We start from the raw sequence: 26,283 nt of genomic DNA, 5'->3' as shown, positions 1-26,283 counted from the left end.
TTTTTGTCGTTTTTCTTAATAAACCATTCTTTTCACCCAATCCCCGCAACAATTTGGGTAATTTTTAACATACAAAAAGACGATTCGGGGGGAACGAATCGTCTTTTTGTACCTACTAGTTAGGCTGCTGCTTTATTTTTTTCAGAATGTGTCTTTGTTGTTTTACGAATGAATGGTACTACCCAGTGGTCTAAGCCGTATCTGCCTGCGTTGTATCCAGCGCTTAAGATGATGAAGCCTAAGAAAATATCAGTTGGGTTATGAGATACAGTTCCTGCTAAGAAGAAGCTGAAGTTCATTACTAAGCCGAAGAACATGGCAGCTGTTGTTAAACATCCAAGCATAAGTCCTAAACCAACTAATGTCTCGCCCCATGGGATGATAAAGTTGAAGACATCGATGTTTGGCAATGCAAAGCTTTCTAGGAAGTTGACGTACCAGGTGTAAACCATTTTGCCATCTGGACCAGTTACTGGTTTTGCGATGGCTCCTTTTAAGAATCCAGAAGCATCAAAGCCGCCTGTGATTTTATGAAAACCTGCTGTGAACCATGCGTAGCCGAGGTATAAACGAATAATAGTTAAGATAGCTGCAGAGACTTTATTTTCCCTAAGAAAATTGTTAAACATAAGTCATTCCGCCTTTCAAAATTTATTTGTTCTTTATACTTATACTATACTCGTTTTTACCGTTTAAAACATAACAATGTGAACAATTTCACAATGTGTTCAAAATGATATGACGGAATGTTGAACACGGCAGATTAGCAGTATTTTTGACAGGCGGACTATTGATAATCAAACATCATGAACGAAAAATGTCTAGACAGATGTCACAATATTCCACACCTACATATAGTACATTATTCATAGAAAAGTGGGAGGCGTTCGTTTGCTAATACATGTGGTCCGGAGCGGAGAAACACTTTGGCAAATTGCCAATACTTATAATGTAAGTATGAATGGAATTATTGAAGGAAACGGCCTGCAAAACCCAAATCAACTGGTGGTTGGTCAGTCGTTAGTTATACCGGTACTAGGTACGCGGCATGTTATAAAAAGCGGTGAAACGTTATGGTCCATTTCACAACGATATAATGTGACCATTAATGCAATTATCCAAGCAAATCAAATCACCAATCCCAATGTTTTATATCCTGGAACCCGCCTTTTGATCCCATCAAGAATTCACGTCATTCAGCCGGGGGAAACATTATGGCAAGTGGCTAACAGATACGGAGTTAGTGTTCAAGCTCTGATTAGCGAGAACCAAATCCAAAATCCAAACCTTATTTACCCGGGTTTACAACTAAGAATTCCAGTGAAAAAACCAACGATTGAAGTAAATGCCTATTCCTATCAAGCGGATGCGCAAGGTGCTGAGACCATCCATGATCTCGGTGACTATCTTACGTATGCAAGTCCCTTTGCTTATCTAATTAATGAGAACGGCGAATTGCAGCCTGTTCGCGATGATTTAATGATTCAAGCCGCGATAGAAGAAAACGTCGTACCGATGATGTCGATTACCAACTTTACCTCAACGGCAGCCGGTTCCAATCTAGCTCATACCATTTTGGCGAGCCCAGAATTACGAGATAGAGTCATCACGAATATGCATCGGATTATGGAAGAGAAGGGATATCAAGGAGTAAACATTGACTTTGAAAATGTATTACCGGCTGACAGGGTGAATTACAATCAATTTCTTCAGCTGACGGTTGACCGGCTTCATCCAAGAGGCTATTTCGTTTCAACCGCAGTGGCTCCGAAAGTGAGTGCGACTCAAGCGGGGTTGTTATATGAGGCACATGATTATGAGGCACATGGGCGGATTGCAGACTTTGTTGTGCTTATGACCTATGAGTGGGGATATCGGCTAGGTCCGCCGCAGGCAATCTCTCCTATTAACCAAATGAGACGTGTTGTGGAATATGCGCGATCCGTGATGCCAGCAGAAAAAATATTCTTAGGGTTTCAAATTTATGCCCGGGATTGGCTCCTTCCCCATGTTCAAGGTCAAGAAGCTGAAACCTTTAGTACGCAGGAAGCAGTTGCTCGTGCTGTAAAATACGGAGCCGCGATACAATATGACACCCTTACCCAATCACCATTTTTCCGTTATGTCGATGAGCAGGGACGGAGTCATGAAGTATGGTTTGAAGACGCGCGAAGCGCCCAAGCGAAATTCGACTTGGCCAAAGAATTCAACCTGCGCGGGATTAGTTACTGGGCATTAGGATATCCTTATCCATCAAATTGGACTTTATTAAGAGACAATTTTAATATTAGAAAGTTAAGTTAAACTAGAGCCTCACTATTTAAGAAAATGGTTAAAGCAAAAAAAAAAAGACGATTCGAGGGGGAGCGAATCGTCTTTTAGTGTGCTGCGGATTATGCAGCTGCTTTCACGTTGTTCGTAGATTTCTTGCCGATTGTCTTACGTATGAATGGAACCACCCAGCGGTCTAAGCCATATTTTCCAGCATTGAAGCCTGCAGCTAAGATGATGAAGCCTAAAAAGATGTCTGTTGGGTTATGAGATACAGTTCCGGCTAAGAAGAAGCTGAAGTTCATTACTAAGCCGAAGAACATAGCCGCTGTTGTTAAACATCCAAGCATAAGTCCTAAACCAACTAACGTTTCGCCCCAAGGGATGATGAAGTTGAAGACATCGATGTTTGGCAGTGCAAAGCTTTCTAGGAAGTTAACGTACCAGCCGTAAACCATATTGCCGTCTGGACCGGTTACCGGTTTTGCGATGGCTCCTTTAAGGAATCCAGAAGCATCAAAGCCTCCTGTAATTTTATGAAAACCAGCTGTGAACCATGCGTAGCCAAGGTATAAACGAATAATAGTTAAGATTGCTGCTGAGATTTTATTTTCTCTTAAAAAGTTGTTAAACATAAGTCATTCCGCCTTTCAATATTTGGTTGTTCTTTATATTTACACTATAGTACGTTGCAACAGTTTATAACATAGGTATAGTGGTAAGTTCACAGTTTGTTTGAAATGTTATGACGGAATGTTGAACAGCATTTATGCTGTATGGATTACTGGTGGGTGTACGAGAGTGTTTTCTGCCATACGAGAGTAATTTCTCGCTATCCGAGAGTGTTTTCCGCCATACGAGAGTGTTTTCCGCTATCCGAGAGTATTCTCCGTTATCCGAGAGTATTCTCCCGCTATCCGAGAGTATTCTCCCGCTATCCGAGAGTATTCTCCCGCTATCCGAGAGTATTCTCCCGCTATCCGAGAGTATTCTCCCGCTATCCGAGAGTATTCTCCCGCTATCCGAGAGTATTCTCGGCCATCCGAGAGTGTTTTCTGTCATCCGCGAGTATTTGCCCGCCATCCGCAAGTATTCTCCGCCCATCCGCAAGTATTCTCCGCCCATCCGCAAGTATTTTCCACCCATCCGCAAGTATTCCTCGCCATCCGCAAGTATTCGCCCAACCTAACAAAAAAAAGCTAAGAGACGCCCCCTAGCCCAGGGTGTCTCTTAGCTTTTTTTGTGATTTTAATTGATACATATTTTGATCGGCCACTTTTAAGAGCTCGTCAAGTTCCTTGCCATACTTAGGAAAGAGAGCTGAGCCTATTGATACACTTATTTTCACATCATGAAAGGAGAGCTGGTTCAAATTTTGATGAATTCTCTCTATCATTTTATCCAAATCTACCTTTCTTTTAATATCGGGTGATAGAATGAGGAATTCATCTCCGCCCCAGCGGGCTACTATATCTGTTTTCCTTACGCTTCTTTTCAACTGATTCGTGATCATAATTAAATACTCGTCTCCCAATTTATGTCCCAAGTGGTCATTGACCAATTTAAAGTCATTTACGTCTAGGAGCAGAACTGCACCGCTCTGGCCATTTTGTTCTACCCTTGGTTTAATAGTTGCAAATGCAGTCTCAACATATCTTCTGTTATAAATTCCCGTTAACGGATCCTTCTCAGAATAATATCTTGCCTTATCGTATTGCTTTCCAAACCACCAAGCAAGCATCAGCAAAATGGGGCATCCTATATATTCAATCCAGCCAATATACCCATCTCTTATAAAATAATAAGATGTATATAGCAGATTAATGAATAAAACTATTAAAAAAGTAATGATTCTGCCTTTATATTTCACGTTATCAACATCCTCATTTAGTAGCTTAATATGGTTTACAAATTAATTTTACTATATATAATGGTTAATTTAGTAATAACATTGGTAATAGTCAGAAATTCGGCAAAATACGACTGATTTCTTCCTAACCAATCGTTTGATTAAAACAACCACAACCCTTTTGAACAAAGGACTCTTATCCAGTCTCTTGAGAAAAATCTGTCGATAAAAAGTTGAGCGTCACCCACCTAAAATTTCCCTTTTTATATTAAAAATCATATAATAATAGTAAAAAAGTTCTAGGAGAATATTACATGGAAAATCAAAAAAAGGAATATCCTATCTGGGCATGGTTTGTTCTAATCGGCGGCGGGTTATTTTTACTAAAAGCGATGCCAGGCATGCTTCTAACCATTACGATCCCCATATGGAAACCTGATGAAATTAGCTTTTTCACCTTCATATATATTCCACTTGTCCTCGGTATTCTCGGTGTGACACTTTGGGGGTTAAAGAAGGCTTTTTCTGCCATAAAGGGGCATCAAAAGACCAGCATAATACCAACTCCGAGCAAAAAAGGATCTGATTTACACACCTCAAAAAAGCCAGTATGGCCATGGGTTGTAATTGGGGCTGGTGCTGTGTTGGTAATTGGAACTGGGCCGGCAGCTCTTATGCTGCCAATCATGCCGCTCTTCTTAGCCGGGATGTCTACCGATTCTTCGGACACCCCTAGTTATGTACCACTCCTCATAATGGTCGTTGGATATGGGCTGATGATTGGCTATACCATCCTGCTGGTAAAAGCGATTAAAAGATTAAGAGCGAAATAACTCTATTAAGGAGCATCATTACCATGTCTACATTACTAGAAAACATTAATAAAATAATCCAAAAATCTATGAAAGAAAATAACATCCCTGGAGCAGCTGTAGCGATCATTAAAGAACGTGAGATTCTATTATCTCGTGCTTGGCGCTACCCGAAAATCTAGATATGTTATAAATACGTTCCCTAAGTTGTCTTGCCCTAATCTATAACCAGTGTAATAAGCGGAGGTTTTCCGGTTAAATACAAAAAGGAACTCTTTTTGGGGTATTTAAGGGGAGGTTTTCCGGTTAATCGAAGAAAACATTATCTTTTTCACGCTTTTTGAGCAAATAGGCGGAATCTCTCCGTCTATTGGCGCCCTTTTCAATAGTAATTTCCAATTAAGCGGAATTCTTCCGTCTATTTATCAGGTCGGAAGCCTACCCCATTCCCGAACCGATAATTGCGGACCCTCTTGATCTTAGAGACCCTGATAAATAAAGAAAAAGACGTATGTGTATCCATACGTCAATTCTTGTGTCATCCGAAGACGATTACCGAATCGTCTTTTTTGTAACTCTATTTATGCTGCTGCTTTTGCTTTGTCTTTACCGATGTATGTCTTAGCAGTTCTACGGATGAATGGAACCACCCAGCGGTCTAAACCATATTTACCTGCATTGAAGCCTGCAGCTAAAATGATGAAGCCTAAGAAAATGTCAGTTGGATTGTGAGATACAGTTCCGGCTAAGAAGAAGCTAAAGTTCATTACTAAACCGAAAAACATAGCAGCTGTTGTTAAGCATCCTAATAGAAGTCCTAAACCAATTAATGCTTCGCCCCAAGGTACGATGAAGTTGAATAATTCAATGTTTGGAAGTGCAAAGCTTTCTAGGAAGGTAACATACCAGCCGTACACCATGCTGCCATCCGGCCCTTTCACTGGGTTTGCTACCGCATTAGCTAGATATCCTGAAGCATCGAAACCATCTGTAATTTTATGAAAACCTGCTGTGAACCAAGCATAGCCGAGATATAAACGAATGATAGTTAGAATAGCTGTTGCAATCTTATTTTCTCTTAAAAATTTATTAAACATAAAGCATTCCGCCTTTCAAATTTTACTTGTTCTTTATACTTACACTATATGGGAAATCGACAGTTAATAACATAGGTATAGTGGTAAGTTCACAGTATGTTTGAAATGTTTTGACGGAATGTTGAACAGCTGATGATGTTGGTTATTATGTCCTAAATAGTTCAGCTTTTGTTGGATAATTTCCTTCGGTCTTCCGCTAACGGCGGCTGCTCAAGCCAGCCATTTTCGATTAAAAGCTCTGCCCCATCTTCGGCATAGCGACCTATGTCAGCCATAAGATAGGTGTACTTCAATGCTAAATCTCTTCTTTGGGAAACCGATAAAGCAGCTCCCAAATATCCAACTCCGGCAGAAACCAATACAACAATATGAAACAGCATCAGTTTATCTGAATATGGTGGTACGGTTGAATCGGTAATTTCAGATACCCATGATTGTGGTGATGTGAGATCCTCTTCCGAGAGAATTTTGCTCATTATATCAAATTGCTTTTTGCAAATTTCTTTCCCTCTTTGAAAATATTTTCGCAGCTTCTCGGACTGACAGACCTGACCAAAGGCAATTTCTAATACGGCCTTGGCGACGGTTTTTTGCATATTGTAACTGATCCCGCTGATTTCAATCGCATTTAACGGTCTCTTATCCCCGAACCAGCCAGTTAAATAGCTTTGTTTATGTACAAATTCAACCTGCTTCGGCGTATTAATACGCGGAGGTTTACTATAAATCCCCTTTTTCAACATCAATTCAACAATTCGACTATGAAGCTCCATGGCTTCGGTATTACACTCGTTGAAGAATTTTCGTTGATCCTCACGTACAGAAATACTGACGGCTCCTGCATAGCCAGTCAGACCATGAATGGTCATAATCAACATATAAACAAGCATAAATGTATCAGTAAATAAACCTGGGGCATTAAGATTTACGTCGTCTTCCGTAAAACCCTTTGGAATAGGAAAGTTTTCCTGATTAAAAAAATGCTTTATCTTCTCAATATGTGCTTTTGATAAACTTAGTGCATATTCCAGCACATCCTTAACCTCTTTATCCTGCGTAGTCAAAATGGCATGACTAAGGACACAATCGGCCATTGAATCGTTCATATATTGTGTCCAAAGATTGGATATCTCTCCCGTAGTTAAAGAAACCTCATGTAGATTTCTTTCCATAAAACCCCTCCCAAAATTCCACATAATGTTATTATGCAAAATTCCTCTTAAATCTATTAGGGTATTTGTCGAAATTTAGACGTTATTACAAAATAACTTCTATTTCTCTTTCTCAGGAACGAAACCATAGTTTAAAGAGTATAGTGAGTCCTGCAAGATATATTAAAATCATTTACTCTTTTTTCAATTTTTCTACTTTTTAAATGGGTGTTCACAGTACAAAGGAACTGTGTTACTATCGGTAGGGTTTTGGGAATGGAATCCACTCCTACCGGTATATTACTATTCGAGGTGCATGATGAAAGCAAACAAATTTATACAGAACGAAAACACAAAACTGTTAAATGACATCATGAATTTAAAGATAAAGCTTAATGACTTATACAATTCTGCAGGACCTAATACTTCTGATTATGTAAATCTAAAGATCACTCTTGACTCCCTGATGCATGAATACTTTAACGAGAAGATTGAACGCCTGATTTAAAAGAAAGAGACCAGCTTAAATTTTAGCTGGTCTCTTTTCATTCACGATATAACGTACTGCTTACGATACTTTCTGTTGACTGATGTTACCTTTTTTCCATAGGTTGTCCATTTGCTCAAGCGTTTTTCCTTTTGTTTCTGGAATCCACTTCCATACAAACAGGGCAGAAAGAACACTCATTAGACCATAGAATCCGTACGTTAAACCACCGCTATATTCCATCATCATTGGATAAGTAGCAGAGATGAAGTAGTTCGCAGCCCATTGTGCTGCAACGGCTATGGCAACTGCCTGGCCACGAATTTTATTTGGGAAGATTTCAGAAATTAGTACCCAGCAGATAGGTCCCCATGACATCATAAAGGAAGCTGTATAAATAATGATAAAGACTAAAGTACTCACACCAATAACATTACTAAAAGCAAGACCTGCCACCCCAAACATCCCAATGGCCATTCCAATGGAACCCGTTATCAATAAAGGCTTACGTCCCCATTTATCTACTGTATAAATAGCAACAACGGTAAAAATGACATTGACTAATCCCATAACGATTGTCTGCAGCATCGAAGCATCCTTTGCCGCTCCCATGCTTTCAAAAATACGCGGAGCGTAGTATAAAGCTACATTGATTCCGACAAATTGCTGGAATACAGAAAGCAGGATCCCGATCACAATAACCAATTTTCCATATAAAAAGAGATTTCCACTAGAAGTATCGTTTGACAAACTTACGGTTTGTTTAATTTCAGCTAAAATAGAATTGGCTTCTTTGGAGCCATTTATCTTCGTTAAAACCTTAAGTGCTTTAGAATCTTCCTTTTTCATCGCTAAGTAACGCGGCGTTTCAGGTACAAATAATAAGAGGATACCAAACAATAACGCCGGAATTGCTTCAGAAGCAAACATATATCTCCAGCCTATTTCATTGATCCATTCCAGAGGCTGTCCATTCGCAATGCCCCAGTTGACAAAGTACACAACCAGCATTCCAAAAATAATCATAAACTGATTAAAAGAGACCATTTTCCCGCGAATATCAGCTGGTGCTATTTCACCTATATACATAGGCGTAATCGCAGAAGCCAAACCGACACCAATACCTCCGATGATACGATAGATATTAAAAGTCAGCAACAAAGCCATACTAGGCTCCCCTTGGGTAAAGAATAAAAACTCAGGAAACCCCGACCCTAAAGCGGATAGAAAAAAAAGTACCGCTGCTACAATTAGCGAATTCTTTCGTCCGAATTTCGATGCAAAATATCCCGATACCAAGCCGCCAATTATACATCCAATCAAGGCGCTTGAAATCGTTGCGCCGTGTGCTAAGGTTCCTAATCCTAAACTATCAATTAAATAAGATTGTACCGATTTTTCCGCACCAGATATCACGGCCGTATCATATCCAAAAAGTAATCCGCCAATCGCAGCAACGAGTGTAAGTGAAAAGATATAAAGTGAGTTTCGATTTTTCTTCATGATAGTCTCGTAAGACAGATACTAGTCCCAATTTCTATGGTATCTGTCTCTATACCCCCTTTTTAATTGGTTTTGAGTTAACGAACTTTTTTCTTCACTACCTTCGTTACTGTTTTCTAAACCTTTTTAATCCTTCATTCAGTTCTTTTGTTTGCACATATACCTGCTTATATAATTGGAATAGCTGTTTATATTTCTCGACATTTTCAGGTATAGGTGTATACGCTTTCTCAGAAGAGATAAAAACATTGGCACATTCCTCTAAGGAGTCATACCACTCACACCCATATGCAGCCAATATGGCAGCACCAACAGCTGGTCCTTGTTCACTGGATAACTTGACGATTTTCGCATTGAAAATATCCGCTTGAATTTGGAGCCACTCCTCATTCTTCGCCCCTCCTCCAATCGAAATGACAGTATCAATATTCTTGCCGCTTTCTCTAAAGATTTCAATAGATTCATTTAATGAGAAGGTAATTCCTTCAATGACGGAGCGCACAAAGTCATTCCGATTATGACTAGAATCCATGCCAATAAAACTGCTCCGAATCACAGAATCTGCGTACGGTGTACGTTCACCTGCTAAATAGGGTGTAAATAAAAGGCCGTTCGCCCCAATCGGAACTTCGGTTAATCCAGCCAACAGCGAATCAAAGGATTCGTGTTCTGCAAATGTATTCTTAAACCAGGTTAAACTATGCCCAGCAGCAAGAGTTACCCCCATTGTGTAAAAGGCATTTTCTTCTCCATGGTTAAAATAATGTACTTTCCCCTGAAAATCCCGGTTATTGCGCTCTTCATATGAAAGAACTACACCAGATGTACCAATACTGCACAGAGTCTTCCCTTCAGAAAGAATTCCAGAGCCAATCGCACCACAAGCATTATCGGCACCGCCGGCAAACACTTTTGTATCGACAGATAAGCCAGTCAACTCTGCGATCTCTTCGGTAATATTTCCTACATATTCATGAGATTCCACTAATGGAGGGCAAAGCTTAGCATCAATTCCAAAGATATCGCATAGTTCCTCGCTCCACTTTTTCTCACTTACGTTTAACAATAATGTGCCCGCGGCATCTGAATATTCACTATGGATAGCCCCCGTCAACTTATAGCGAAGATAATCCTTCGGCAGCAAGAAAACTGATGCTTGTTGTAAAATCTCAGGCTCATATTGTTTTACCCATAAAAGTTTTGGTAACGTAAATCCCTCTAACGCTTGATTCTTAGTGATGTCTAACAGACGGTCTTCCCCTGCCAATTCATTAATGAGCTGGCATTGCTCCGTTGTTCTTGTATCATTCCAGAGGATTGCATTTCGTAAAACATGATGCTCTTCATCTAACAGAACAAGTCCGTGCATTTGCCCGGAAAAACTGATCCCTTCAATATCGGAAACGTTTCCACTAAATTGTACAACAAGCTCCTTTAGAGCATCTACACTCTTTTCTACCCATTCCTTCGGCTCTTGTTCACTATAACCGGACTTTTCTTGAATTAACGGATACGGCCGTGAAACTTCATTACAGACCTTCCCTTCCTTATTTACCAGCAGCACTTTTACAGCGCTCGTCCCAAGATCAATTCCAATTACATATTTCACATCAATCATCCTTTTAAAAAAGGATGTACCAGAGAACAAATAGTTCCCCAGCACATTCCTTATATTATTTTTTAGGCATTCACTGTTGCATATGCTTCTAAAATGTATTTATTTAATGTTGATTTCAGTTGTTCTGTTCTGCCTGATTTGTTTTCAATTTTCGTAAGACCAAGTGCATATTGCTCAAGCTTACGGAAGTCTGTTTTCCCTTCAACAATTTCAAGTCCAATGCCATTTGTATAACTGCTATAACGATCTGCAATAAAGTTATCAAGCACTTTATCCTCAATTAATCGCTGCGCTACTTTTGCGCCAATGGCAAAGGAGTCCATTCCAGCAATGTGTGCATAGAACAAATCCTCAGGGTCAAATGAAGTTCTTCTCACTTTGGCATCAAAGTTCAATCCTCCAGAGCCAAGACCGCCATTCTTTAGAATTTCAACCATTGCTAGTGTTGTAGAATAGATATCTGTTGGGAACTCGTCTGTGTCCCAGCCAAGAAGCGAATCGCCTTGGTTTGCATCGACAGAACCTAACATTCCGTTGATACGTGCTACATGTAATTCATGCTCAAAAGTGTGTCCTGCAAGCGTTGCATGGTTTGCTTCAATATTAAACTTGAAGTAGTCTTGTAATCCGTAAGATTGTAAGAATGATAGACTAGTTGCAACGTCAAAATCATACTGATGTTTGGTAGGCTCTTTCGGCTTTGGCTCAATTAAGAACTGAGCATCAAAGTTAATTTCCTTTGCATAATCCTTCGCCATATGGAAGAAACGTGCTAAGTTATCAAGCTCAAGCTTCATATTCGTGTTAAGCAAGGTTTCATAACCTTCACGGCCGCCCCAGAACACATAGTTTTCGGCACCTAATTCTTTACCGACTTCAAGACCTTTCTTTACCTTTGCCGCTGCATACGCAAATACATCCGCATTTGGAGCTGTTGCAGCCCCGTGCAGCCAGCGCGGGTTTGAGAACATGTTCGCTGTATTCCATAATAACTTTGTTTTGCTAGTTTTCATGTATTCTTTAATCATTGCAACGATTTCATCTAAGTTCTTAAATGTTTCGCTTAAAGTTTCTCCTTCAGGAGCAATATCTGCATCATGGAAGCAGAAGAAAGGAACATTTAGTTTTTCATAAAATTCGAATGATGCCTCTACGCGTGCTTTCGCAAGATCCATCCCAGAAAGCTTGTTGTATGGACGTTCCATTGTTCCTTGTCCGAACGGATCATTTCCTTCCATCGTGAAAGTGTGCCAGTATGACACGGCGAAACGAAGAAGGTCCTCCATTCTTTTTCCATTGATGATTTCTTCTGGATTGTAAAATTTATATGCTAGTGGATTGATAGAATTTTGGCCTTCATATTTAACAGTGTTTACATTTTTAAAATAGCTCATCCTTCATTCCTCCAAATGGTTTTTATGGTTTGTCATCGTTTTCAATTATGAGAAAACGTTTCCTTCTTGACTACAGTTTGATTGTATCACCGCAAACTTAGTTTGTCTAGTGGATGAACTAAGTTTATTTTTTGTAAATTATATGGTATATATGAAATAGACAATTCAACTGGAGATAGTAGAAATAGACAAAACTCTCCCGCCATTATGAAAACTGAGGGGTAAACAAAATGAGTTGGAATCAACAATTGGTAAAGATAAGTAACAAAGCACGAATCTTGCAAACCATTAAAGGGGAGGCTCCCATTTCTCGTGCTGATCTTTCAATTCAATTAGGACTAGCGAAAGGAACCGTCTCCTCGTTAGTAAACGAATTAATCGACGAGAAAATGTGCTATGAGATGGGCCCGGGGAAATCAAGCGGTGGACGGCGTCCCGTCATGCTGTTATTTAATGAGCGTGCGGGGTACTCGATCGGAATTGATTTAGGGGTTAATTATATATTAGGTGTTCTTTGTGACCTATCAGGAAATATTGTGATTGAGACCATGAAGCCTATGAACAATATGGAATACGGAGAAACACTTAAGACCATTAAAGAGGTAATCAAAACACTTGCCGCCTCCTCACCTGAAAGTCATTATGGAGTGGTTGGCATTGGTATTGGTGTGCCGGGAATTGTAAGTGGAGATGGACAAAACATCCTTCTCGCTCCCAATTTAGGATGGAAGAATGTTAATTTAAAGCAGGACATTGCCGACGAATTTAATCTCCCTGTCATTATTGAAAATGAAGCAAATGCTGGAGCCTGCGGAGAAAAACATTTTGGCGCAGGAAAAGAATATGATCATGTAATTTATGTAAGCGCCGGCATCGGACTCGGGGTTGGATTTATTTTAGAAGGCAGTCTTTACCGCGGCGCAAATGGCTTTTCTGGAGAAATGGGTCATATGATTATCGATATCAATGGGAATAAGTGCAATTGTGGAAGCGTTGGCTGCTGGGAATTGTATGCATCTGAACAAGCTTTATTAAATGGAGCAAAAGAGTTGAGCCTATTCGATCAGGAAGAACCTTTAAGCCTTGAAACTTTATGCAAACTCGCAAGCGATCATGAAGAGATACGGGATTTATTTAAAAACATTGGTAAATATCTAGGTATTGGCATTAACAATATTATTAATATCTTTAATCCCCAGCAGATTATTATCGGCAACCGTTTATCCATTGCAGAGGAATGGTTACTTCCCTCTATTAGAGAGGTAGTGGAAAGTCACACATTAAAGCAAAGTGCACCGAACTTGCAAATTAACTTTGCCGATTTAAAATCCTATTCAACCGCAGTCGGAATTTCAACCTTTGTTACCGAGGATTTTTTGAAATCAGACGTGGGAGAAAATTTAGCTAGCCGCCTGAAGGGTTAGATTAAATGAAAATATGAAGCTGACCCAAGTAGTCGTCATCCACGGCCATTTGGGTCAGCTTCTTTTATAACTGCATTGATCCAAATGGTTTTCTCCGTATGCTCTTCGGGCATTCCAAATCTCCTGGAGTGACCCAATTGCTATTTTCATGTTCTCTTCGGGCACTCCAAATCCTCTTGGAGTTACCCAATTGCTATTTTCATGTTCTCTTTGGGCACTCCAGCTCCTCTGCATTGACCCAATTGCTTTTTCTGTATGCTTTTCGGGCACTCCAGTCGGCTCCAGCTGAGATTTATTTTTTCTAACCATGTCCTTTTGCCCTTCTTTTCTATATATAAAGAGTATAAGGAGGTAAATTCATAGAGTTTCCAGTTTGCTGCGGAAAGATGTCCCGAAATATGCAATTAAATAGAGCAGGAAACCGGATTCTAGTAGAATCCGGCCTGCTTACTAGAAAGGAGTGAAATATCGTGGAGCAGATGATACCTCTCATCAGTGAGGTCGGATTCCCTATCATTGTCACCCTTTACCTGCTATATCGAATTGAGTCGAAGCTGGATATGGTGGTTCAATCGATCCAGAATCTGCCCGAGCGCATGAAGGGATAATGGGAAATTAATAGAACCTTAAACCTTTATTCATAATTTGTTCATACTTAGGGGGTAAGATAAATGACATGAAGAGGACAAACTTTTTTCTCTCTTTCATAACCCCCTTTTATAAGATTTCTTTTTTGATTCGGCAACTGGCCGAATCTTTTTTTTTATGAACATGAAACCTTTTACAATTTTTTCCGTCTCTTGATTGGAAATTTTTTTAAAAGGAGGGTTTTTATGAATTTGAAGATGAAGAAATGTCTAGCCTGCGGCGGTACTGCCTTTGCTCAATCTGGCAGCCACTTTCGCCTCACCTTCTCAGAAAAAAGTTTTACCAAAGGTTTGGAAACAAACTATACGGTGTGTACAACTTGCGGTGAAGTGCTGTCTATTAAGATTTTACACCCAGGCAAAAATAGGCATAAAAAGTGAGGAGTGCCTCTTTTTGCCGGGCATTGTCTATTGGCCTTTCTGACACTTTACCAATATAAAATTGATAGAAGGTTTATTTTTCATTTCCTTATTGGGTTCGTCTATCTCTGTAAACTCTACCAGTCCGTATTTTTCAAAGTCTCGTTTGATGGAATCAGCATCATAAAAATACATTTTCACGCCTTCCATGATCTCATAATAGTCTTCAGCCAACTGTTTACCCTTCGCAAACATTGGGGCTTTTTTTGAAACGGTTGTCAATATTAAATATCCATTTGGCTTTAGCTGATTGAAACAATCTTTGATAAACTTCTCTCTCTCAGCTTCATTCAACAAGTGAAGAAGAGCATAAGAAAATATGCCGTCATACTGTTTGTTATCAAATGGCATGTCCGATACAGAACCATGATAAATAGGACAATCAATTCCATTCTGCCTCGCTAAATCAATCGCCGTTTTTGAAATCTCAATACCGGTTACCTTGATTCCATGGTCAATAAAAATCTTCGCATTCCTGCCATATCCAATTCCCGGGATTAATATATCTTTTATGTTCTTTTCAAGGAAAAAATCCTTTGCCAAGATGGCTGAATCTGCAGGTTCAAACCCCCACATCGTTTGTTTATCGATAAAACTGGATTCCCAAAATTCCATCTAACTCAATCTCCTTTAGGCTTTTTTCATTTATTATAGTGGTTTAAATCAAAAAATAAAAAAATTATTGTTGCAAGAGCGCTTTCATTGGGTATATAATACATCCATAAACCGATTTACTAAACCGGTTTACTAAAACGATTTATTACCTCAATACTTCAAAGTAGGTGTCATACCATGCAAAAAGTGATTGTCCCTTTAAATGCTTTTGATAGATTGGAAGTGTTAGAGAAAGGGCAAGCTTCCTTTATAAAACTCATTGCGAATTCAGGTGCATATGGAATCGAGATACGCAGAGAGTTATTTTCGAAACAAGATCCATCCTTAGATAGCTTGAAGCAAGAATTGGAACAACATCAACTCTTTACCGTCTTTTCTGCTCCAATAGAATTGTGGAAAGAGGATTATCAACTTAATGAACAAGATTTAGCAACCATTTTTGAAGAAGGAAAAAAGCTCGGAGCAAAGTGGATTAAAGTTTCACTAGGGCATTTTGATAAAACGCAATCAAAGCTCAGCTCCCTTCACACTTTTTTAAAGCAGTACCCTGAACTTCAACTGTTTGTTGAGAATGACCAGACGCTGCACGGCGGTAATATTGCTCATTTAAAATCCTTTTTTGAAAGCGCAGCCGAAGAGAACGTTCCGGTGAAAATGACCTTTGATGCTGGAAACTGGTACTATTCTAAACAGTATGTACGAGAAGCATTAACGCAGCTTTCCCAATATGTTCATTATCTTCATTTAAAACAAGTGGATCAGGAAAACGGTGAACTTGTAACGGTACCGCTTCAGAGAAATATTGGTCATAGCTGGGAAATGGTGATGAACGGTCTTCCAAAAGACATAGTAAAAGCACTTGAATTTCCAATTGAGCCAAAGGAAAGAACCAAAGAGTTTATTCAAATGATGACAGAAAGCGAGGCATTAGCATGAAACAATTAGATGTCGTAACTTTTGGCGAAGCAATGGCTATGTTTATGGCAAATCACCCTGGTTCCTTACATGAAGTCAGCGAATTTACCCGCGAACTTGCTGGAGCAGAAACAAATGTGGCCATTGGTTTAGCACGATTAGGATTCGGCTCTGGCTGGGCAAGTAAAGTAGGCAGTGACGCATTTGGTACTTTCATTATCAATCGGCTTAAAAATGAAAACGTCAACATCGATCATGTATTATTGGACAGCAAATACCCAACCGGTTTTCAATTAAAGTCGATGGTGTTTGAAGGTGATCCAGAGGTTCAATACTTCCGAAAAGGATCGGCTGCAAGCCACCTAAATAAAGATGATTTCAATGAAGCGTATTTTCTAGAGGCAAAACACCTTCATATGACGGGGATTCCCTTAGCACTCTCAGAAGATGCACGGGGATTTGCCAAACATGCTCTAGCTTTTATGAAAAAAAATAATCGCAAGGTTTCGTTTGATCCGAATTTACGGCCGACTCTTTGGGCATCACAAGAAGAAATGGTAAAAGAAATCAATGAAGTGGCTTTCCAAGTGGATACCGTGTTACCAGGACTTAGTGAGGGTGAAATTTTAACCGGTTTTAAAAATCCAAGTGACATTGCTTCCTTTTATTTAGATAAGGGCGTTAAGCTGGTTGTGATTAAGCTGGGACCAGCGGGAGCTTACTATAAAACAGCATCCGAAGAAGGAACCGTACTCGGATTTCCTGTTGAAAAAGTTGTTGATACAGTTGGTGCCGGCGATGGTTTTGCGGTTGGAGTCATTAGTGGTCTTTTAGAAGGACTCTCCATTAAAGACGCAGTAATTCGAGGGAATGCAATTGGTTCATTAGCGGTACAGTCACCTGGAGACAATGACGGCTACCCAACGAAAGAGGAATTAGCAAAATATATAGAAAAAAACTTACAGGGAGTGAAATAACATGAAACAAACCATTGCCAAAAAAAGATGGTTCTATCTGATTCCAATTGCCTTTATTACTTACAGTCTTGCCTATCTTGACCGTGCCAATTATGGATTCGGAGCCGCTTCAGGATTAGCGAAGGACTTAGATATCACAGCGGCGACCTCCTCCCTGCTCGGTGCTCTTTTCTTCTTAGGATATTTCTTCTTCCAAGTTCCGGGTGCAGCTTATGCAGAGAAAAAGAGTGCCAAGGTCCTGATTTTTTGGTCATTGATCGCTTGGGGCTTACTCGCAACTGCTACTGGTATGGTCACAAATGTGAAGTTACTATTCGTGATTCGTTTCGCGCTTGGGGTCGTAGAAAGCGCTGTTATGCCGTCCATGCTTGTACTCTTGAGCAACTGGTTTACGAAAAAAGAACGTTCTCGTGCCAATACCTTCTTAATTCTTGGTAACCCAGCAACTGTATTATGGATGTCAATTGTTTCTGGTTATTTAGTAGAATCTGTCGGCTGGAGATGGATGTTTATTATCGAAGGTCTTCCGGCTGTTGTTTGGGCATTCATTTGGTGGAAATTAGTTAATGATAAACCGCGTGACGCAAAATGGTTAACCGACAAAGAAAAGTCTGATCTTGAATTACAATTAGCAAAAGAGCAAGAAGGAATTAAGCCTGTTAAGAACTATGGTGAAGCCTTTAAATCAAAACCTGTTATTTTACTTAGCATTCAATACTTCCTATGGAGCATTGGTGTCTATGGGTTTGTAATGTGGCTTCCTTCTATTATCAAAGCAGCGCCGAATATGGATATTGTCACAACAGGCTGGTTGTCTTCAGTCCCTTATATCTTAGCGATTGTTCTAATGTTAACGGCTTCATATTTCTCTGATAAAATGATGAACCGCAGTGCATTTGTATGGCCATTCCTGTTAATTGGCGCCATTGCCTTCTATGCTTCATATGCAATTGGAACACAGCATTTCTGGATTTCCTTTGTATTGTTAGTCATTGCAGGTGGTGCGATGTATGCTCCATACGGTCCATTCTTTGCAATTATTCCTGAAATCCTGCCGCGCAACGTTGCCGGTGGTGCAATGGCTCTTATTAACTCTATGGGTGCATTAGGATCATTCGTTGGTGCTTATATCGTAGGTTATTTGAACGGTGTTACAGGTGGATTTGGTGCTTCTTATATCTTTATGGCAGGTTCATTATTCCTTTCAGCAATCTTAACAGTTTGGGCGGTAAATACCGCAAAAAAGGATAGCACGAAGCCCGCAGATATGAAAGTGAGCGCGTAAGTTTAAAAAGCGGAAGCGCCTTGCACAGGGGCTTATGTCTAGACGAGCCGGCGAGAAGGTTGCTCTTTAACCTTCTTGACGGATTGAATGAAATGTGGAGGCGACTGCTCTGGGACGAAGGCATAAGACGACCACTGCAAGAAGGCGCTTTTTGCCTTCTTCAGTGGGTGGCTTATGCCTCGAGTCCCAAGGAGCCGCAACTAGACACCTTTATGACCCGAGCCCCTAGGCGCTGGAGCTAGATTCAAAAAAAGGTAAACAGCCTTAGGTTTTTCTAAGGCTGTTATCCATTATGAGAGGAGATTTTTTACATGGGTGTGGAAGAAATCAAAAAACGTTCGGTGGTTGCGGTGATTCGCGGTGCAAGTATTGAAAGTATTATTCCAATGGCTGCTGCTTTAAAGGACGGCGGAGTTACAGCACTTGAAATTACGATGGAAACACCAAAAGCACTGGCAGTAATTGAAAAAGCTGCCGATGTGTTTGGAGATGAAATGTTTGTTGGTGCCGGAACGGTATTAGATGCCGAAACTGCCAGGGCAGCGATTTTATCGGGAGCAAAGTTTGTGTTTTCACCGACTGTTCGAAAGGAAACGATTGAAATCACAAAACGCTATGGGGTGATCAGTGTTCCAGGAGCGTTTACGGCTACTGAAATCCTGACTGCTTATGAGTACGGTGCAGATGTTATTAAAGTATTTCCAGCAGGAAGCGTAGGACCAGGTTATTTTAAAAATATTGCCGGTCCTCTTCCCCATATTCCACTAATGCCAACGGGCGGCATCGATATGGAAAATGCAAGCGACTATATTCGTTCCGGCGCTGTTGCCGTTGGAGTGGGAAGTTCATTGGTGGATCCAAAAAAAGAGTTAACTGAACAGTATTTAGCTTTGATTACAGAAAATGCAAAAAAACTGATCGGCCAAGTCCAGACTGCAAGAAAGGCATAACAGGAAGAGGATGACACATGCATGCGTCATCCTCTTTTCTATTAGGTGACTCCTATTCCTGCAGCGCCACTAGATAAATAGTGGATTTGCCGGTAAAATGAAAGCAGTGATTAACAGAAAGAGGAAGATAGGCATGGAAAGAGTAACAATGGCCGATGTGGCCCGTGAAGCAGGTGTTTCAAAGAGCACCGTTTCTCAATATTTGAATAAACGCTATGAATATATGGGTGAAAAAACAAAGCAGAAAATTGAAGATGCCATCACCACCCTTGGCTACCAGCCAAACTTTTTGGCGCGAAGTCTAAAACAAAAGCGCACATCCCTGATCGGAATTATTGTCGCGAATATAACCCACTATTTTTCAACAGAGGTCAGCCGGGCGATTGAAGATTTCTTCCATCAATACGATTTGCAGGCAATCGTCTGCAACGCGGATGATAACCCTGAAAAAGAAAAGAAATACATTGAAATGCTGCGAGCCAAACAGGTGGATGGTCTGATTATTTTTCCAACGGGGAAAAACAATGCTTTATATGAAAATATGGTCAAGCAAGGCTATCCAGTGGTGTTTGTGGATAGAAAAGTGGAAAACCCCGATGTATATACCGTCATCACCGATAATGCCGAATCCACCTACAAGGCAATTCAGCACTTCATTGAAAAAGGTCATCAAAATATTGCCTTCGCTGTACAGCCGTTAACAGTCAGTACCCGGATTGATCGATTGGAAGGCTACAAAAAGGCATTAATGGATGCCGGGTTAGAATTGAATCCAGACTTTATTATTGAAGGAACTATCGTGGAAATGAAGGGGAAACTAGAACAGCTCTTTTCCCAGGATGTAAAGCCAACGGCATTGTTCGCCGCAAATGATCGGGTTTTTATTGCACTCGGAGAATTCCTAAAGGAAAAAGGAATCAAATTTGGAGAAGACCTGGATGTAGTCGTGTTCGACAATATCCCATTCTCACAAATGCTAGAGCCCTCATTATCCTTTATCATCCAGCCCGCAGCCGAAATGGGCAGAAAAGCAGCACAGCTGCTCTACCAGCAAATACAAAAAGAAAACCAAGAACCAGAAATATTTGTATTTCCAAGCAAATTGATGTAGGTATGTTGGTGCCTGTCACCGCTCGTGGACACTGTCCACCTCAGGCGGACACACAACCGAAACCTAAGCACCTTAACGAGTGGACTAGTGCCTGTCACTAGTCCACTTTTCTATTGAAGAACGCTTACAAATGAAGTATAATCAATTCATAAACCGATTTAGTAAATCGGTTTATCTAACTGCCGAAAAAGGAGTTTGAACGATGAAAATACAGCTTGCTTTAGATCGAATGGAAATAAACGAAGCGATAGATTTAACAAAAAAAGTGGCTGATTCCATTGATTGGATTGAGGTTGGGACCTCATTGATCAAGGAATATGGGATGTCCAGTGTCAGAGAGATGAAACAAGCCTTCCCTGACAAAACGATTGTTGCCGATATTAAGACGATTGATAATGCCCGTTATGAATTTGAAATGTATTTTGAAGCTGGAGCGGATGTCGCTACCGTTATGGGCGTGTCTCCCCTTGTAACCATTGATGTTTGTATGGAAGTTGCACAGCGCTACAACAAAACAGTAATGATTGATTTATTAAATACATCAGAGCAGCAAAAAAGAGATTTAATGAAATATAAAAATGCCGTATTCTGTGAGCATGTGAGTAAGGATCAACAGGAAGAGCTTGGTGCCTCTAATCATGGTTCCGGAAATAAAAACATCTATGAACCCGGGATGACGATTGCAGCAGCAGGCGGAATTACGCTGGAGTCCTTGGAATCCTTACAAAAGACGCTCAACCCATCTATCGTCATTATTGGTTCAGCGATTACAAAGGCAGAGAATCCAGCAGAAGCTGCGGCAAAATTTAAACAAGTGGAGGTCCTATAAAACATGTTACTCATACCGACTATCATAAAAGAAATTGAAACAGTGTTAAGTCAAGTTAAAGAAAACCAGCTGCAAAATATTGCCGGCCAATTGCAAAAAGCTAAGCGTATTTTTGTTAATGGTGAAGGACGTTCGGGGCTAATGGCAAAATCATTTGCGATGCGCTTAATGCACTTAGGGGCAACGGTTTATGTTGTAGGTGAAACCATTACACCTTCCATTGAAGAAGGCGATCTATTAGTTGCCATTTCCGGCTCTGGAACAACTAAAAATGTCGTTTGGACTGCTGAAAAAACAAACTCACTTGGCTGTTCAGTTGTGGCTGTTACCACAAATCCTGAATCGGCTTTGGCACAAGCGGCAACCACGGTTCTTCACGTTCCAGCTGCTACCAAGTATCGCCGTGAAAACGAACTAAAAACCATTCAGCCGCTTGGTTCGCTATTTGACCAATGTGCTCATCTTGTTTTTGACACATTATGTCTTCTGTACAGCGCCCTTACCCAAGTGGACCATGATGCTGCATTTGGGCGTCATAGTAATTTAGAATAGGACAAAATTAAAGACCCACTTCAAATGGGTCTTATTTTTTCGACAGCATATGCTAGCATTCCGCCTTAATTAAACGATTAATTAAAGTGACGGAAAACCCTTTTTCAAAACGAACTTTAAATAGTTTTCCGGGAAATATTTTGTCGATAATTCCCAAATAGCAGTGCTCCAAAATCCGTCAAAATCAATCTAGTTTTTTAAAACGAAATAATCATCCCATCTTTCCCAGCATAGGTCCCTATCGTGGCATCCATGTAATTCACAATGACATCTTTAGGATGAAATTTCTTGATAATTTCCTGTTTATGTATTTATTTATCCATTCAGGCACTGCTATAATTCACATGATAAAAGCAGTGAGTTCCACTGCTTTTTCCAATGCTTTCTTATTCGAATGCTTTTATCGAAGGAGCTTCATAGTGTAGAAACTTATCGAGCAGTGCCGCCGGGTCTTCCTCAATAATCGCCATCGAACCGAATTTTTCCTGCAGAAACTTCTGTTCAATCATATGCTCGAACAATCGAATCAGCGGGTCGTAATAATGGTTGATGTTGAGAAGACCGCATGGTTTTTTATGGAGCCCAATCTGTCCCCAGGTAAAAACTTCGAAAAATTCTTCCAGCGTTCCCGTCCCGCCAGGCATAACCACAAATCCATCCACTAACTCGGCCATTTTGGCTTTTCGTTCATGCATGGTATCAACAGTGATTAATTCCGTCAGCCCCTTATGGGAGATTTCGCGTTCCTCCAGAATTTTAGGTATCACACCAATCGCATGTCCGCCCTCGTTTAACACCGTATCAGCGACCGCTCCCATTAATCCGATACTTGAACCGCCGTAAACCAGGGTAATATTCCGCTTTGCAAGCTCTTTCCCTAATTGAATCGCCCCTATTTTATAGGCCTCTGAAGCACCCAAACTAGAGCCGCAATAAACCGCCACTCGTTTCATGCTGAACCCTCCTCCGTTTCGTTGTACTAAGATTATAGTGAAAGATAAAACGTAAAACAAACTAAAAAAATGAAAAATTTTTTTTATTGCCATCTTTGGATGGGTGACAGGCACCAATTTTTCTAAAAATACCTCATATTGAAGAGGAACCCAATTGTTAATAGAAACTTCTACATACATTAATAGTTTTTTCATAATTAACAGGTATGATGTTTTTAAGAAAAGGATAGACTATTACTATTATTATCTACCTTTTTTTTCAAGAACCCCCTATTGTTTTATTTTTATTGATTCGGCACCTGGCCGGATCTTTTTTTTTCCTTAAAATAGCTTACGTTTTAATAAACAGTTCTAATACCTAATCTTTAGTTGTGGAATATCGTTGAAACCTCCCCCCTTTTCTTTCGTATTACTATTATTAGGAAAGAGGGTGACACGCACATGCTAAAAAAATGGTTTACTAGCTTGCTATTGGCTGCATTGTTATTCAGTTTCCCCCACCAAGGTTTAGCTGTAGAATTTTCAATTAACAATGTGAAAATCGACGCTTTCCTACGGGACAACGGGGATGTAGAAGTAGTAGAAACGCATACGTATGAGTTTGAAGGTGAATTTAACGGGATTACTCGTGAAGTGGTTCCGAAAGAGGGAGCTGCCATTACTCAATTTACGGCAGACGAGAATGGAAAATCCTTAAGAATTGAAACAGAAGATGATCTATATAAAATTCACCGAAAAGGTGAGAATGAAAGTATTACAGTAACACTCCACTATACAATTGAAAACGGACTAGAAGTCTATCAAGATGTTGCACAATTTTACTGGCCATTTTTTGATGATCGAAATGAATCCTCTTATGAAAATCTTTCAATCACCATTCATCCACCTGCCCCGGCAGAGGATGTCATTGCCTTTGGATATGATGAGGCGTTTACGAAAGATAGTATTCAGGAAGAGGGGTCTGTCCTTTTTAAGCTAGGGTATGTACCAAGTAATACAAATGCCGATATCCGTGTTGCCTATCCTGCCGAGCTTTTTCCTAACGCCCCCATCACCGTAGATAAACCGATGAAGGAGGATATTCTTAAGGCAGAGCAAGAACTCATTGTGCAGGCTGCAGCTGATGCACAAACAAGGGAAATTCTTTCTAGAATAGGCACAATTGGCCTCCCTGCTTTCTCTATTATTTTACTACTGTTAATTATACGTGATTGGCTGTCCGCACGTTTAAGGCGAATTGAGTTAACTCGTGAAGAAACCCCGTTTCTTTCCGTTCCAAAACAAATCATGAGTATACCAGCTACCATCTTCTTTACAAACAACAGCTACCTTCCGCCGCAGGCGATGGCAGCAGGTTTGCTAGATTTGGTCCGCCAGGGTTATGTGGCTAAAACAGCAGATGACCAGTTTAAAAGGCTCAATCCAAAAGGAAAGCTGAAGCATGAGAATATTTTATTAGAATGGTTTTTTGATAAGATTGGCAGCAAATCTACCTTTACCTTTGATGACTTAACGGCTTATACGAAAAACAAGAAAAACCACGCTGCATACCACCTATTTCAAAGAGAATGGCTTGGTGCCATTAAAGAAGAGGTGGATCGCCATTCCCTTTATGAAAATAAAACAACCTACCGATTTCTTGTTGGTTTTTCAAGTGTATTGATACTGCCGTTTTTATTCCTTTTTCCGATTTATGATCTCCTTGGCTCCTTTCTCGCAGCACTCTTCCTGTTTCTTGCATTTGTTATCTATGCGATTGCTTATCGGCCAAAGACCTGGGAAGGCGCCCGTATACTCTTCGACTGGAAGCAGTTCAGGGTGCGTTTTAAGGAAACGTCTCAATCCGATTGGGAAAAATGGTCAGAGGACGACCGTATGCGTGTCTATATTTACGGACTCGGTATTAGCAGCAATGACATTAATCGTAAGAACGATGAGCTGATAGAAGCATTCATTACACCAGACAAAAATTCATACGATGACGGTGTCTTTTACTCCATTGTCTATATCGGTCCCTTCACGTCTACAAGTTTTCTCTCTGCTAATCAATCAACCACTAGCAGCGATGGCGGCAGCTCAAGTTCCAGTGGCGGTGGTGGAACTGGCGGCGGCGGAGGAGGCTCCGGTGCATTCTAAATGAAGCTTGAGGGTGCCTCAAGCTTCATTTATTTTATCAGAAAATACTGATAATATTGTTCTTTGATGGAAATCTATACTATTATAGAGTAAGAGAAGAAAAAGGAGGTATAGAGATGTATCCAAATATTTTGCGGCACCCGGGACCTACACCCATTCCAAAGAAGGTTCAACTGGCGATGAATCAAGACATGATCAGCCACCGCACCCCGGAGTTTGTGCGATTATACCAAGAAACAACCAATCGTGTGAAGCCTGTGTTTGGGACAAAGCAAGAAATTCTGCTCCTGCCATCAGGCGGTACTGCAGCTCTAGAAGCAGCCGCAGTGAATACTGTTTCACCTGGGGATGAGGTGGTGGTAATTACCGTCGGCGCCTTTGGTGATTATTTCGTCTCAATTTGTGAGAAAAATGGGTACAAGGTACATAAGCTTGAAAAAAGCTGGGGCGAGGCGTGTACCGAAGAAGATTTGATTCAGTTTCTAAAACCTTTATCGAATATAAAGGCCGTGTTTGCCACCTATAATGAAACCTCAACAGGAATTCTGAATCCAATCGAAAAACTAGCAAAAGTGGTTCGTTCACAGACTGATGCTTTATTTATCGTCGATGGCGTCAGCTGTCTTGGCGGTGCTCCTGCTGAGATGGACCAATGGGGAATCGATATTCTAGTAACCGGATCGCAAAAAGCGATGATGCTCCCTCCTGGCCTGGCCCTTTTAAGTGTCAGTGAAAGAGCTTGGAAAGTGATAGAGGAAAATCATACGTCTTCTTATTACTTAAATTTACAGAGCTATCGCGAATGTGCTTCCAAAGGAATGACACCTAACACTCCAGCCATTTCATTGATTATGGGACTTTCCGCGGTCTGTGACCTGATTGAGGAGGAAGGCGGATTTGCACAAACTGTTGCTAGACATGAATTAATGAAAAAAATGGTTCGCGAGTCGATGAAGGCACTTTCTATTGATTTGTTGACATCTGATGACTACGCATCACCAACCATTACCGCTATTTGTGCTCCAGAAGGAATAGAATTGTCACCGTTCCTCAGTCATCTAAAGGAGAAATATCATCTTGATTTTGCCGGAGGCTTAGGCCATCTGCAAGGGAAGATTTTCAGATTTGGCCATATGGGCTATTGCTTCCCAAGTGATATCCTTCAAGCTGTTTCACTTATCGAAGCTGGATTGCAGGATTTCTCTTACTCCTTCGAACCAGGGGCAGGAGTATTAGCTGCACAAAAGGTTTTTTTGTCTGCTCAGCAGAAGTAAGTCTAAAAAGAGG

The 26,283-nt window shown here is 40.5% G+C and carries 27 protein-coding genes; 16 read left to right on the top strand and 11 right to left on the bottom strand.

Features of this window, described 5'->3' with window-relative positions:
* Nucleotides 1-119: 119 nt before the first annotated feature.
* Nucleotides 120-629: a DoxX family membrane protein gene (locus SFC47_RS07665; RefSeq protein WP_411253682.1), complete on the bottom strand. Its 510-nt coding sequence runs from the start codon at nucleotides 627-629 to the stop codon at nucleotides 120-122.
* Between the two features lie 262 nt (nucleotides 630-891).
* Between SFC47_RS07665 and SFC47_RS07660 the strand changes: the two genes are divergently transcribed.
* On the top strand, nucleotides 892-2,304 hold the full coding sequence (locus SFC47_RS07660; protein ID WP_411253681.1) for a LysM peptidoglycan-binding domain-containing protein: 1,413 nt from the start codon (nucleotides 892-894) through the stop codon (nucleotides 2,302-2,304).
* Nucleotides 2,305-2,393: 89 nt separating this feature from the next.
* Here the strand turns inward: SFC47_RS07660 and SFC47_RS07655 are convergent, their stop codons facing one another.
* Both SFC47_RS07655 and SFC47_RS07650 read right to left on the bottom strand, forming a co-directional pair.
* Complete coding sequence (locus SFC47_RS07655; protein WP_411253680.1) at nucleotides 2,394-2,906, bottom strand: DoxX family membrane protein; 513 nt, start codon at nucleotides 2,904-2,906, stop codon at nucleotides 2,394-2,396.
* A 578-nt stretch (nucleotides 2,907-3,484) separates the two neighbouring features.
* Nucleotides 3,485-4,141: a GGDEF domain-containing protein gene (locus SFC47_RS07650; RefSeq protein WP_411253679.1), complete on the bottom strand. Its 657-nt coding sequence runs from the start codon at nucleotides 4,139-4,141 to the stop codon at nucleotides 3,485-3,487.
* 293 nt (nucleotides 4,142-4,434) lie between these two features.
* On the opposite strand from SFC47_RS07650, the gene SFC47_RS07645 reads away from it, so the two are divergent.
* Nucleotides 4,435-4,953 carry a hypothetical protein gene (locus SFC47_RS07645; protein WP_411253678.1) on the top strand — a complete coding sequence of 173 codons (519 nt, stop codon included), beginning with the start codon at nucleotides 4,435-4,437 and terminating at the stop codon, nucleotides 4,951-4,953.
* Between the two features lie 23 nt (nucleotides 4,954-4,976).
* Nucleotides 4,977-5,114, top strand: a complete 138-nt coding sequence (locus SFC47_RS07640) for a hypothetical protein (RefSeq protein WP_411253677.1) — start codon at nucleotides 4,977-4,979, stop codon at nucleotides 5,112-5,114.
* Between the two features lie 399 nt (nucleotides 5,115-5,513).
* On the opposite strand, the gene SFC47_RS07635 is transcribed toward SFC47_RS07640, so the two are convergent.
* Nucleotides 5,514-6,029 carry a DoxX family membrane protein gene (locus tag SFC47_RS07635; protein WP_411253676.1) on the bottom strand — a complete coding sequence of 172 codons (516 nt, stop codon included), beginning with the start codon at nucleotides 6,027-6,029 and terminating at the stop codon, nucleotides 5,514-5,516.
* Between the two features lie 161 nt (nucleotides 6,030-6,190).
* Entirely contained in the window at nucleotides 6,191-7,201 is a 1,011-nt protein-coding gene (locus tag SFC47_RS07630; RefSeq protein WP_411253675.1) for a DUF3231 family protein, read from the bottom strand.
* 295 nt (nucleotides 7,202-7,496) lie between these two features.
* On the opposite strand from SFC47_RS07630, the gene SFC47_RS07625 reads away from it, so the two are divergent.
* Entirely contained in the window at nucleotides 7,497-7,688 is a 192-nt protein-coding gene (locus tag SFC47_RS07625) for a hypothetical protein (protein WP_411253674.1), read from the top strand.
* A 60-nt stretch (nucleotides 7,689-7,748) separates the two neighbouring features.
* Here SFC47_RS07625 and xylE read toward each other — a convergent pair whose 3' ends face one another.
* The 3 genes from xylE to xylA all read right to left on the bottom strand — a co-directional run bounded on the left by xylE (nucleotide 7,749) and on the right by xylA (nucleotide 12,182).
* A complete protein-coding gene (xylE, locus tag SFC47_RS07620; RefSeq protein ID WP_411253673.1) occupies nucleotides 7,749-9,170 on the bottom strand; it encodes a D-xylose transporter XylE in 1,422 nt (473 codons plus the stop codon).
* A gap of 106 nt (nucleotides 9,171-9,276) precedes the next feature.
* On the bottom strand, nucleotides 9,277-10,779 hold the full coding sequence (gene xylB, locus SFC47_RS07615) for a xylulokinase (protein ID WP_411254085.1): 1,503 nt from the start codon (nucleotides 10,777-10,779) through the stop codon (nucleotides 9,277-9,279).
* Between the two features lie 71 nt (nucleotides 10,780-10,850).
* A complete protein-coding gene (xylA, locus tag SFC47_RS07610) occupies nucleotides 10,851-12,182 on the bottom strand; it encodes a xylose isomerase (RefSeq protein WP_411253672.1) in 1,332 nt (443 codons plus the stop codon).
* A 230-nt stretch (nucleotides 12,183-12,412) separates the two neighbouring features.
* Between xylA and SFC47_RS07605 the strand changes: the two genes are divergently transcribed.
* Nucleotides 12,413-13,606 (top strand): ROK family protein, encoded by a 1,194-nt coding sequence (locus SFC47_RS07605; protein WP_411253671.1) that lies wholly within the window; start codon nucleotides 12,413-12,415, stop codon nucleotides 13,604-13,606.
* Between the two features lie 54 nt (nucleotides 13,607-13,660).
* Here the strand turns inward: SFC47_RS07605 and SFC47_RS07600 are convergent, their stop codons facing one another.
* Complete coding sequence (locus tag SFC47_RS07600) at nucleotides 13,661-13,915, bottom strand: hypothetical protein (protein ID WP_411253670.1); 255 nt, start codon at nucleotides 13,913-13,915, stop codon at nucleotides 13,661-13,663.
* 161 nt (nucleotides 13,916-14,076) lie between these two features.
* Here SFC47_RS07600 and SFC47_RS07595 point away from each other — a divergent pair, with 161 nt between their 5' ends.
* Entirely contained in the window at nucleotides 14,077-14,214 is a 138-nt protein-coding gene (locus tag SFC47_RS07595; RefSeq protein WP_095246428.1) for a YvrJ family protein, read from the top strand.
* Between the two features lie 225 nt (nucleotides 14,215-14,439).
* Nucleotides 14,440-14,634, top strand: coding sequence for a hypothetical protein (locus tag SFC47_RS07590; protein WP_411253669.1), 195 nt, complete (start codon nucleotides 14,440-14,442; stop codon nucleotides 14,632-14,634).
* A gap of 27 nt (nucleotides 14,635-14,661) precedes the next feature.
* Here SFC47_RS07590 and SFC47_RS07585 read toward each other — a convergent pair whose 3' ends face one another.
* Nucleotides 14,662-15,288 carry a class I SAM-dependent methyltransferase gene (locus tag SFC47_RS07585; RefSeq protein ID WP_411253668.1) on the bottom strand — a complete coding sequence of 209 codons (627 nt, stop codon included), beginning with the start codon at nucleotides 15,286-15,288 and terminating at the stop codon, nucleotides 14,662-14,664.
* 177 nt (nucleotides 15,289-15,465) lie between these two features.
* Here SFC47_RS07585 and SFC47_RS07580 point away from each other — a divergent pair, with 177 nt between their 5' ends.
* From SFC47_RS07580 to hxlB, 7 genes are all read left to right on the top strand, one after another.
* On the top strand, nucleotides 15,466-16,224 hold the full coding sequence (locus SFC47_RS07580) for a sugar phosphate isomerase/epimerase family protein (RefSeq protein ID WP_411253667.1): 759 nt from the start codon (nucleotides 15,466-15,468) through the stop codon (nucleotides 16,222-16,224).
* Nucleotides 16,221-17,180 (top strand): sugar kinase, encoded by a 960-nt coding sequence (locus tag SFC47_RS07575; protein WP_411253666.1) that lies wholly within the window; start codon nucleotides 16,221-16,223, stop codon nucleotides 17,178-17,180. The genes SFC47_RS07580 and SFC47_RS07575 overlap by 4 nt, the downstream gene beginning before the upstream one ends.
* A 1-nt stretch (nucleotide 17,181) precedes the next feature.
* Complete coding sequence (locus SFC47_RS07570; protein ID WP_411253665.1) at nucleotides 17,182-18,465, top strand: MFS transporter; 1,284 nt, start codon at nucleotides 17,182-17,184, stop codon at nucleotides 18,463-18,465.
* Between the two features lie 311 nt (nucleotides 18,466-18,776).
* The gene (locus tag SFC47_RS07565; protein ID WP_411253664.1) at nucleotides 18,777-19,415 is read left to right on the top strand and encodes a bifunctional 4-hydroxy-2-oxoglutarate aldolase/2-dehydro-3-deoxy-phosphogluconate aldolase; all 639 of its coding nucleotides are present in this window, start codon (nucleotides 18,777-18,779) and stop codon (nucleotides 19,413-19,415) included.
* A 133-nt stretch (nucleotides 19,416-19,548) separates the two neighbouring features.
* Nucleotides 19,549-20,526 carry a LacI family DNA-binding transcriptional regulator gene (locus tag SFC47_RS07560; RefSeq protein WP_411253663.1) on the top strand — a complete coding sequence of 326 codons (978 nt, stop codon included), beginning with the start codon at nucleotides 19,549-19,551 and terminating at the stop codon, nucleotides 20,524-20,526.
* A gap of 202 nt (nucleotides 20,527-20,728) precedes the next feature.
* Nucleotides 20,729-21,355, top strand: coding sequence for a 3-hexulose-6-phosphate synthase (gene hxlA / locus SFC47_RS07555; RefSeq protein WP_411253662.1), 627 nt, complete (start codon nucleotides 20,729-20,731; stop codon nucleotides 21,353-21,355).
* 3 nt (nucleotides 21,356-21,358) lie between these two features.
* Nucleotides 21,359-21,907 (top strand): 6-phospho-3-hexuloisomerase, encoded by a 549-nt coding sequence (gene hxlB, locus SFC47_RS07550; RefSeq protein ID WP_411253661.1) that lies wholly within the window; start codon nucleotides 21,359-21,361, stop codon nucleotides 21,905-21,907.
* Between the two features lie 386 nt (nucleotides 21,908-22,293).
* On the opposite strand, the gene SFC47_RS07545 is transcribed toward hxlB, so the two are convergent.
* Nucleotides 22,294-22,860 carry an LOG family protein gene (locus tag SFC47_RS07545; protein ID WP_411253660.1) on the bottom strand — a complete coding sequence of 189 codons (567 nt, stop codon included), beginning with the start codon at nucleotides 22,858-22,860 and terminating at the stop codon, nucleotides 22,294-22,296.
* A 441-nt stretch (nucleotides 22,861-23,301) separates the two neighbouring features.
* Here SFC47_RS07545 and SFC47_RS07540 point away from each other — a divergent pair, with 441 nt between their 5' ends.
* Entirely contained in the window at nucleotides 23,302-24,996 is a 1,695-nt protein-coding gene (locus SFC47_RS07540) for a DUF2207 domain-containing protein (protein WP_411253659.1), read from the top strand.
* A gap of 116 nt (nucleotides 24,997-25,112) precedes the next feature.
* Nucleotides 25,113-26,270, top strand: a complete 1,158-nt coding sequence (locus tag SFC47_RS07535) for a pyridoxal-phosphate-dependent aminotransferase family protein (RefSeq protein WP_411253658.1) — start codon at nucleotides 25,113-25,115, stop codon at nucleotides 26,268-26,270.
* Nucleotides 26,271-26,283: the final 13 nt, after the last annotated feature.

It is taken from the genome of Neobacillus niacini (genome assembly GCF_046591715.1).
Taxonomy (GTDB): domain Bacteria; phylum Bacillota; class Bacilli; order Bacillales; family Cytobacillaceae; genus Neobacillus; species Neobacillus niacini_L.
Note: the sequence above shows the minus strand (reverse complement) of the source record. Positions and strands in the feature narration are given on the sequence as shown.

Coding starts and splice junctions, on each gene's coding strand:
- SFC47_RS07665 (WP_411253682.1), bottom strand. CDS start 629: ATGTTTAACAATTTTCTTAGGGAAAATAAAGTCTCTGCAGCTATCTTA.
- SFC47_RS07655 (WP_411253680.1), bottom strand. CDS start 2,906: ATGTTTAACAACTTTTTAAGAGAAAATAAAATCTCAGCAGCAATCTTA.
- SFC47_RS07645 (WP_411253678.1), top strand. CDS start 4,435: ATGGAAAATCAAAAAAAGGAATATCCTATCTGGGCATGGTTTGTTCTA.
- SFC47_RS07640 (WP_411253677.1), top strand. CDS start 4,977: ATGTCTACATTACTAGAAAACATTAATAAAATAATCCAAAAATCTATG.
- SFC47_RS07635 (WP_411253676.1), bottom strand. CDS start 6,029: ATGTTTAATAAATTTTTAAGAGAAAATAAGATTGCAACAGCTATTCTA.
- SFC47_RS07630 (WP_411253675.1), bottom strand. CDS start 7,201: ATGGAAAGAAATCTACATGAGGTTTCTTTAACTACGGGAGAGATATCC.
- SFC47_RS07625 (WP_411253674.1), top strand. CDS start 7,497: ATGATGAAAGCAAACAAATTTATACAGAACGAAAACACAAAACTGTTA.
- xylE (WP_411253673.1), bottom strand. CDS start 9,170: ATGAAGAAAAATCGAAACTCACTTTATATCTTTTCACTTACACTCGTT.
- xylA (WP_411253672.1), bottom strand. CDS start 12,182: ATGAGCTATTTTAAAAATGTAAACACTGTTAAATATGAAGGCCAAAAT.
- SFC47_RS07605 (WP_411253671.1), top strand. CDS start 12,413: ATGAGTTGGAATCAACAATTGGTAAAGATAAGTAACAAAGCACGAATC.
- SFC47_RS07600 (WP_411253670.1), bottom strand. CDS start 13,915: ATGGTTAGAAAAAATAAATCTCAGCTGGAGCCGACTGGAGTGCCCGAA.
- SFC47_RS07590 (WP_411253669.1), top strand. CDS start 14,440: ATGAATTTGAAGATGAAGAAATGTCTAGCCTGCGGCGGTACTGCCTTT.
- SFC47_RS07585 (WP_411253668.1), bottom strand. CDS start 15,288: ATGGAATTTTGGGAATCCAGTTTTATCGATAAACAAACGATGTGGGGG.
- SFC47_RS07580 (WP_411253667.1), top strand. CDS start 15,466: ATGCAAAAAGTGATTGTCCCTTTAAATGCTTTTGATAGATTGGAAGTG.
- SFC47_RS07575 (WP_411253666.1), top strand. CDS start 16,221: ATGAAACAATTAGATGTCGTAACTTTTGGCGAAGCAATGGCTATGTTT.
- SFC47_RS07570 (WP_411253665.1), top strand. CDS start 17,182: ATGAAACAAACCATTGCCAAAAAAAGATGGTTCTATCTGATTCCAATT.
- SFC47_RS07565 (WP_411253664.1), top strand. CDS start 18,777: ATGGGTGTGGAAGAAATCAAAAAACGTTCGGTGGTTGCGGTGATTCGC.
- SFC47_RS07560 (WP_411253663.1), top strand. CDS start 19,549: ATGGAAAGAGTAACAATGGCCGATGTGGCCCGTGAAGCAGGTGTTTCA.
- hxlA (WP_411253662.1), top strand. CDS start 20,729: ATGAAAATACAGCTTGCTTTAGATCGAATGGAAATAAACGAAGCGATA.
- hxlB (WP_411253661.1), top strand. CDS start 21,359: ATGTTACTCATACCGACTATCATAAAAGAAATTGAAACAGTGTTAAGT.
- SFC47_RS07545 (WP_411253660.1), bottom strand. CDS start 22,860: ATGAAACGAGTGGCGGTTTATTGCGGCTCTAGTTTGGGTGCTTCAGAG.
- SFC47_RS07540 (WP_411253659.1), top strand. CDS start 23,302: ATGCTAAAAAAATGGTTTACTAGCTTGCTATTGGCTGCATTGTTATTC.
- SFC47_RS07535 (WP_411253658.1), top strand. CDS start 25,113: ATGTATCCAAATATTTTGCGGCACCCGGGACCTACACCCATTCCAAAG.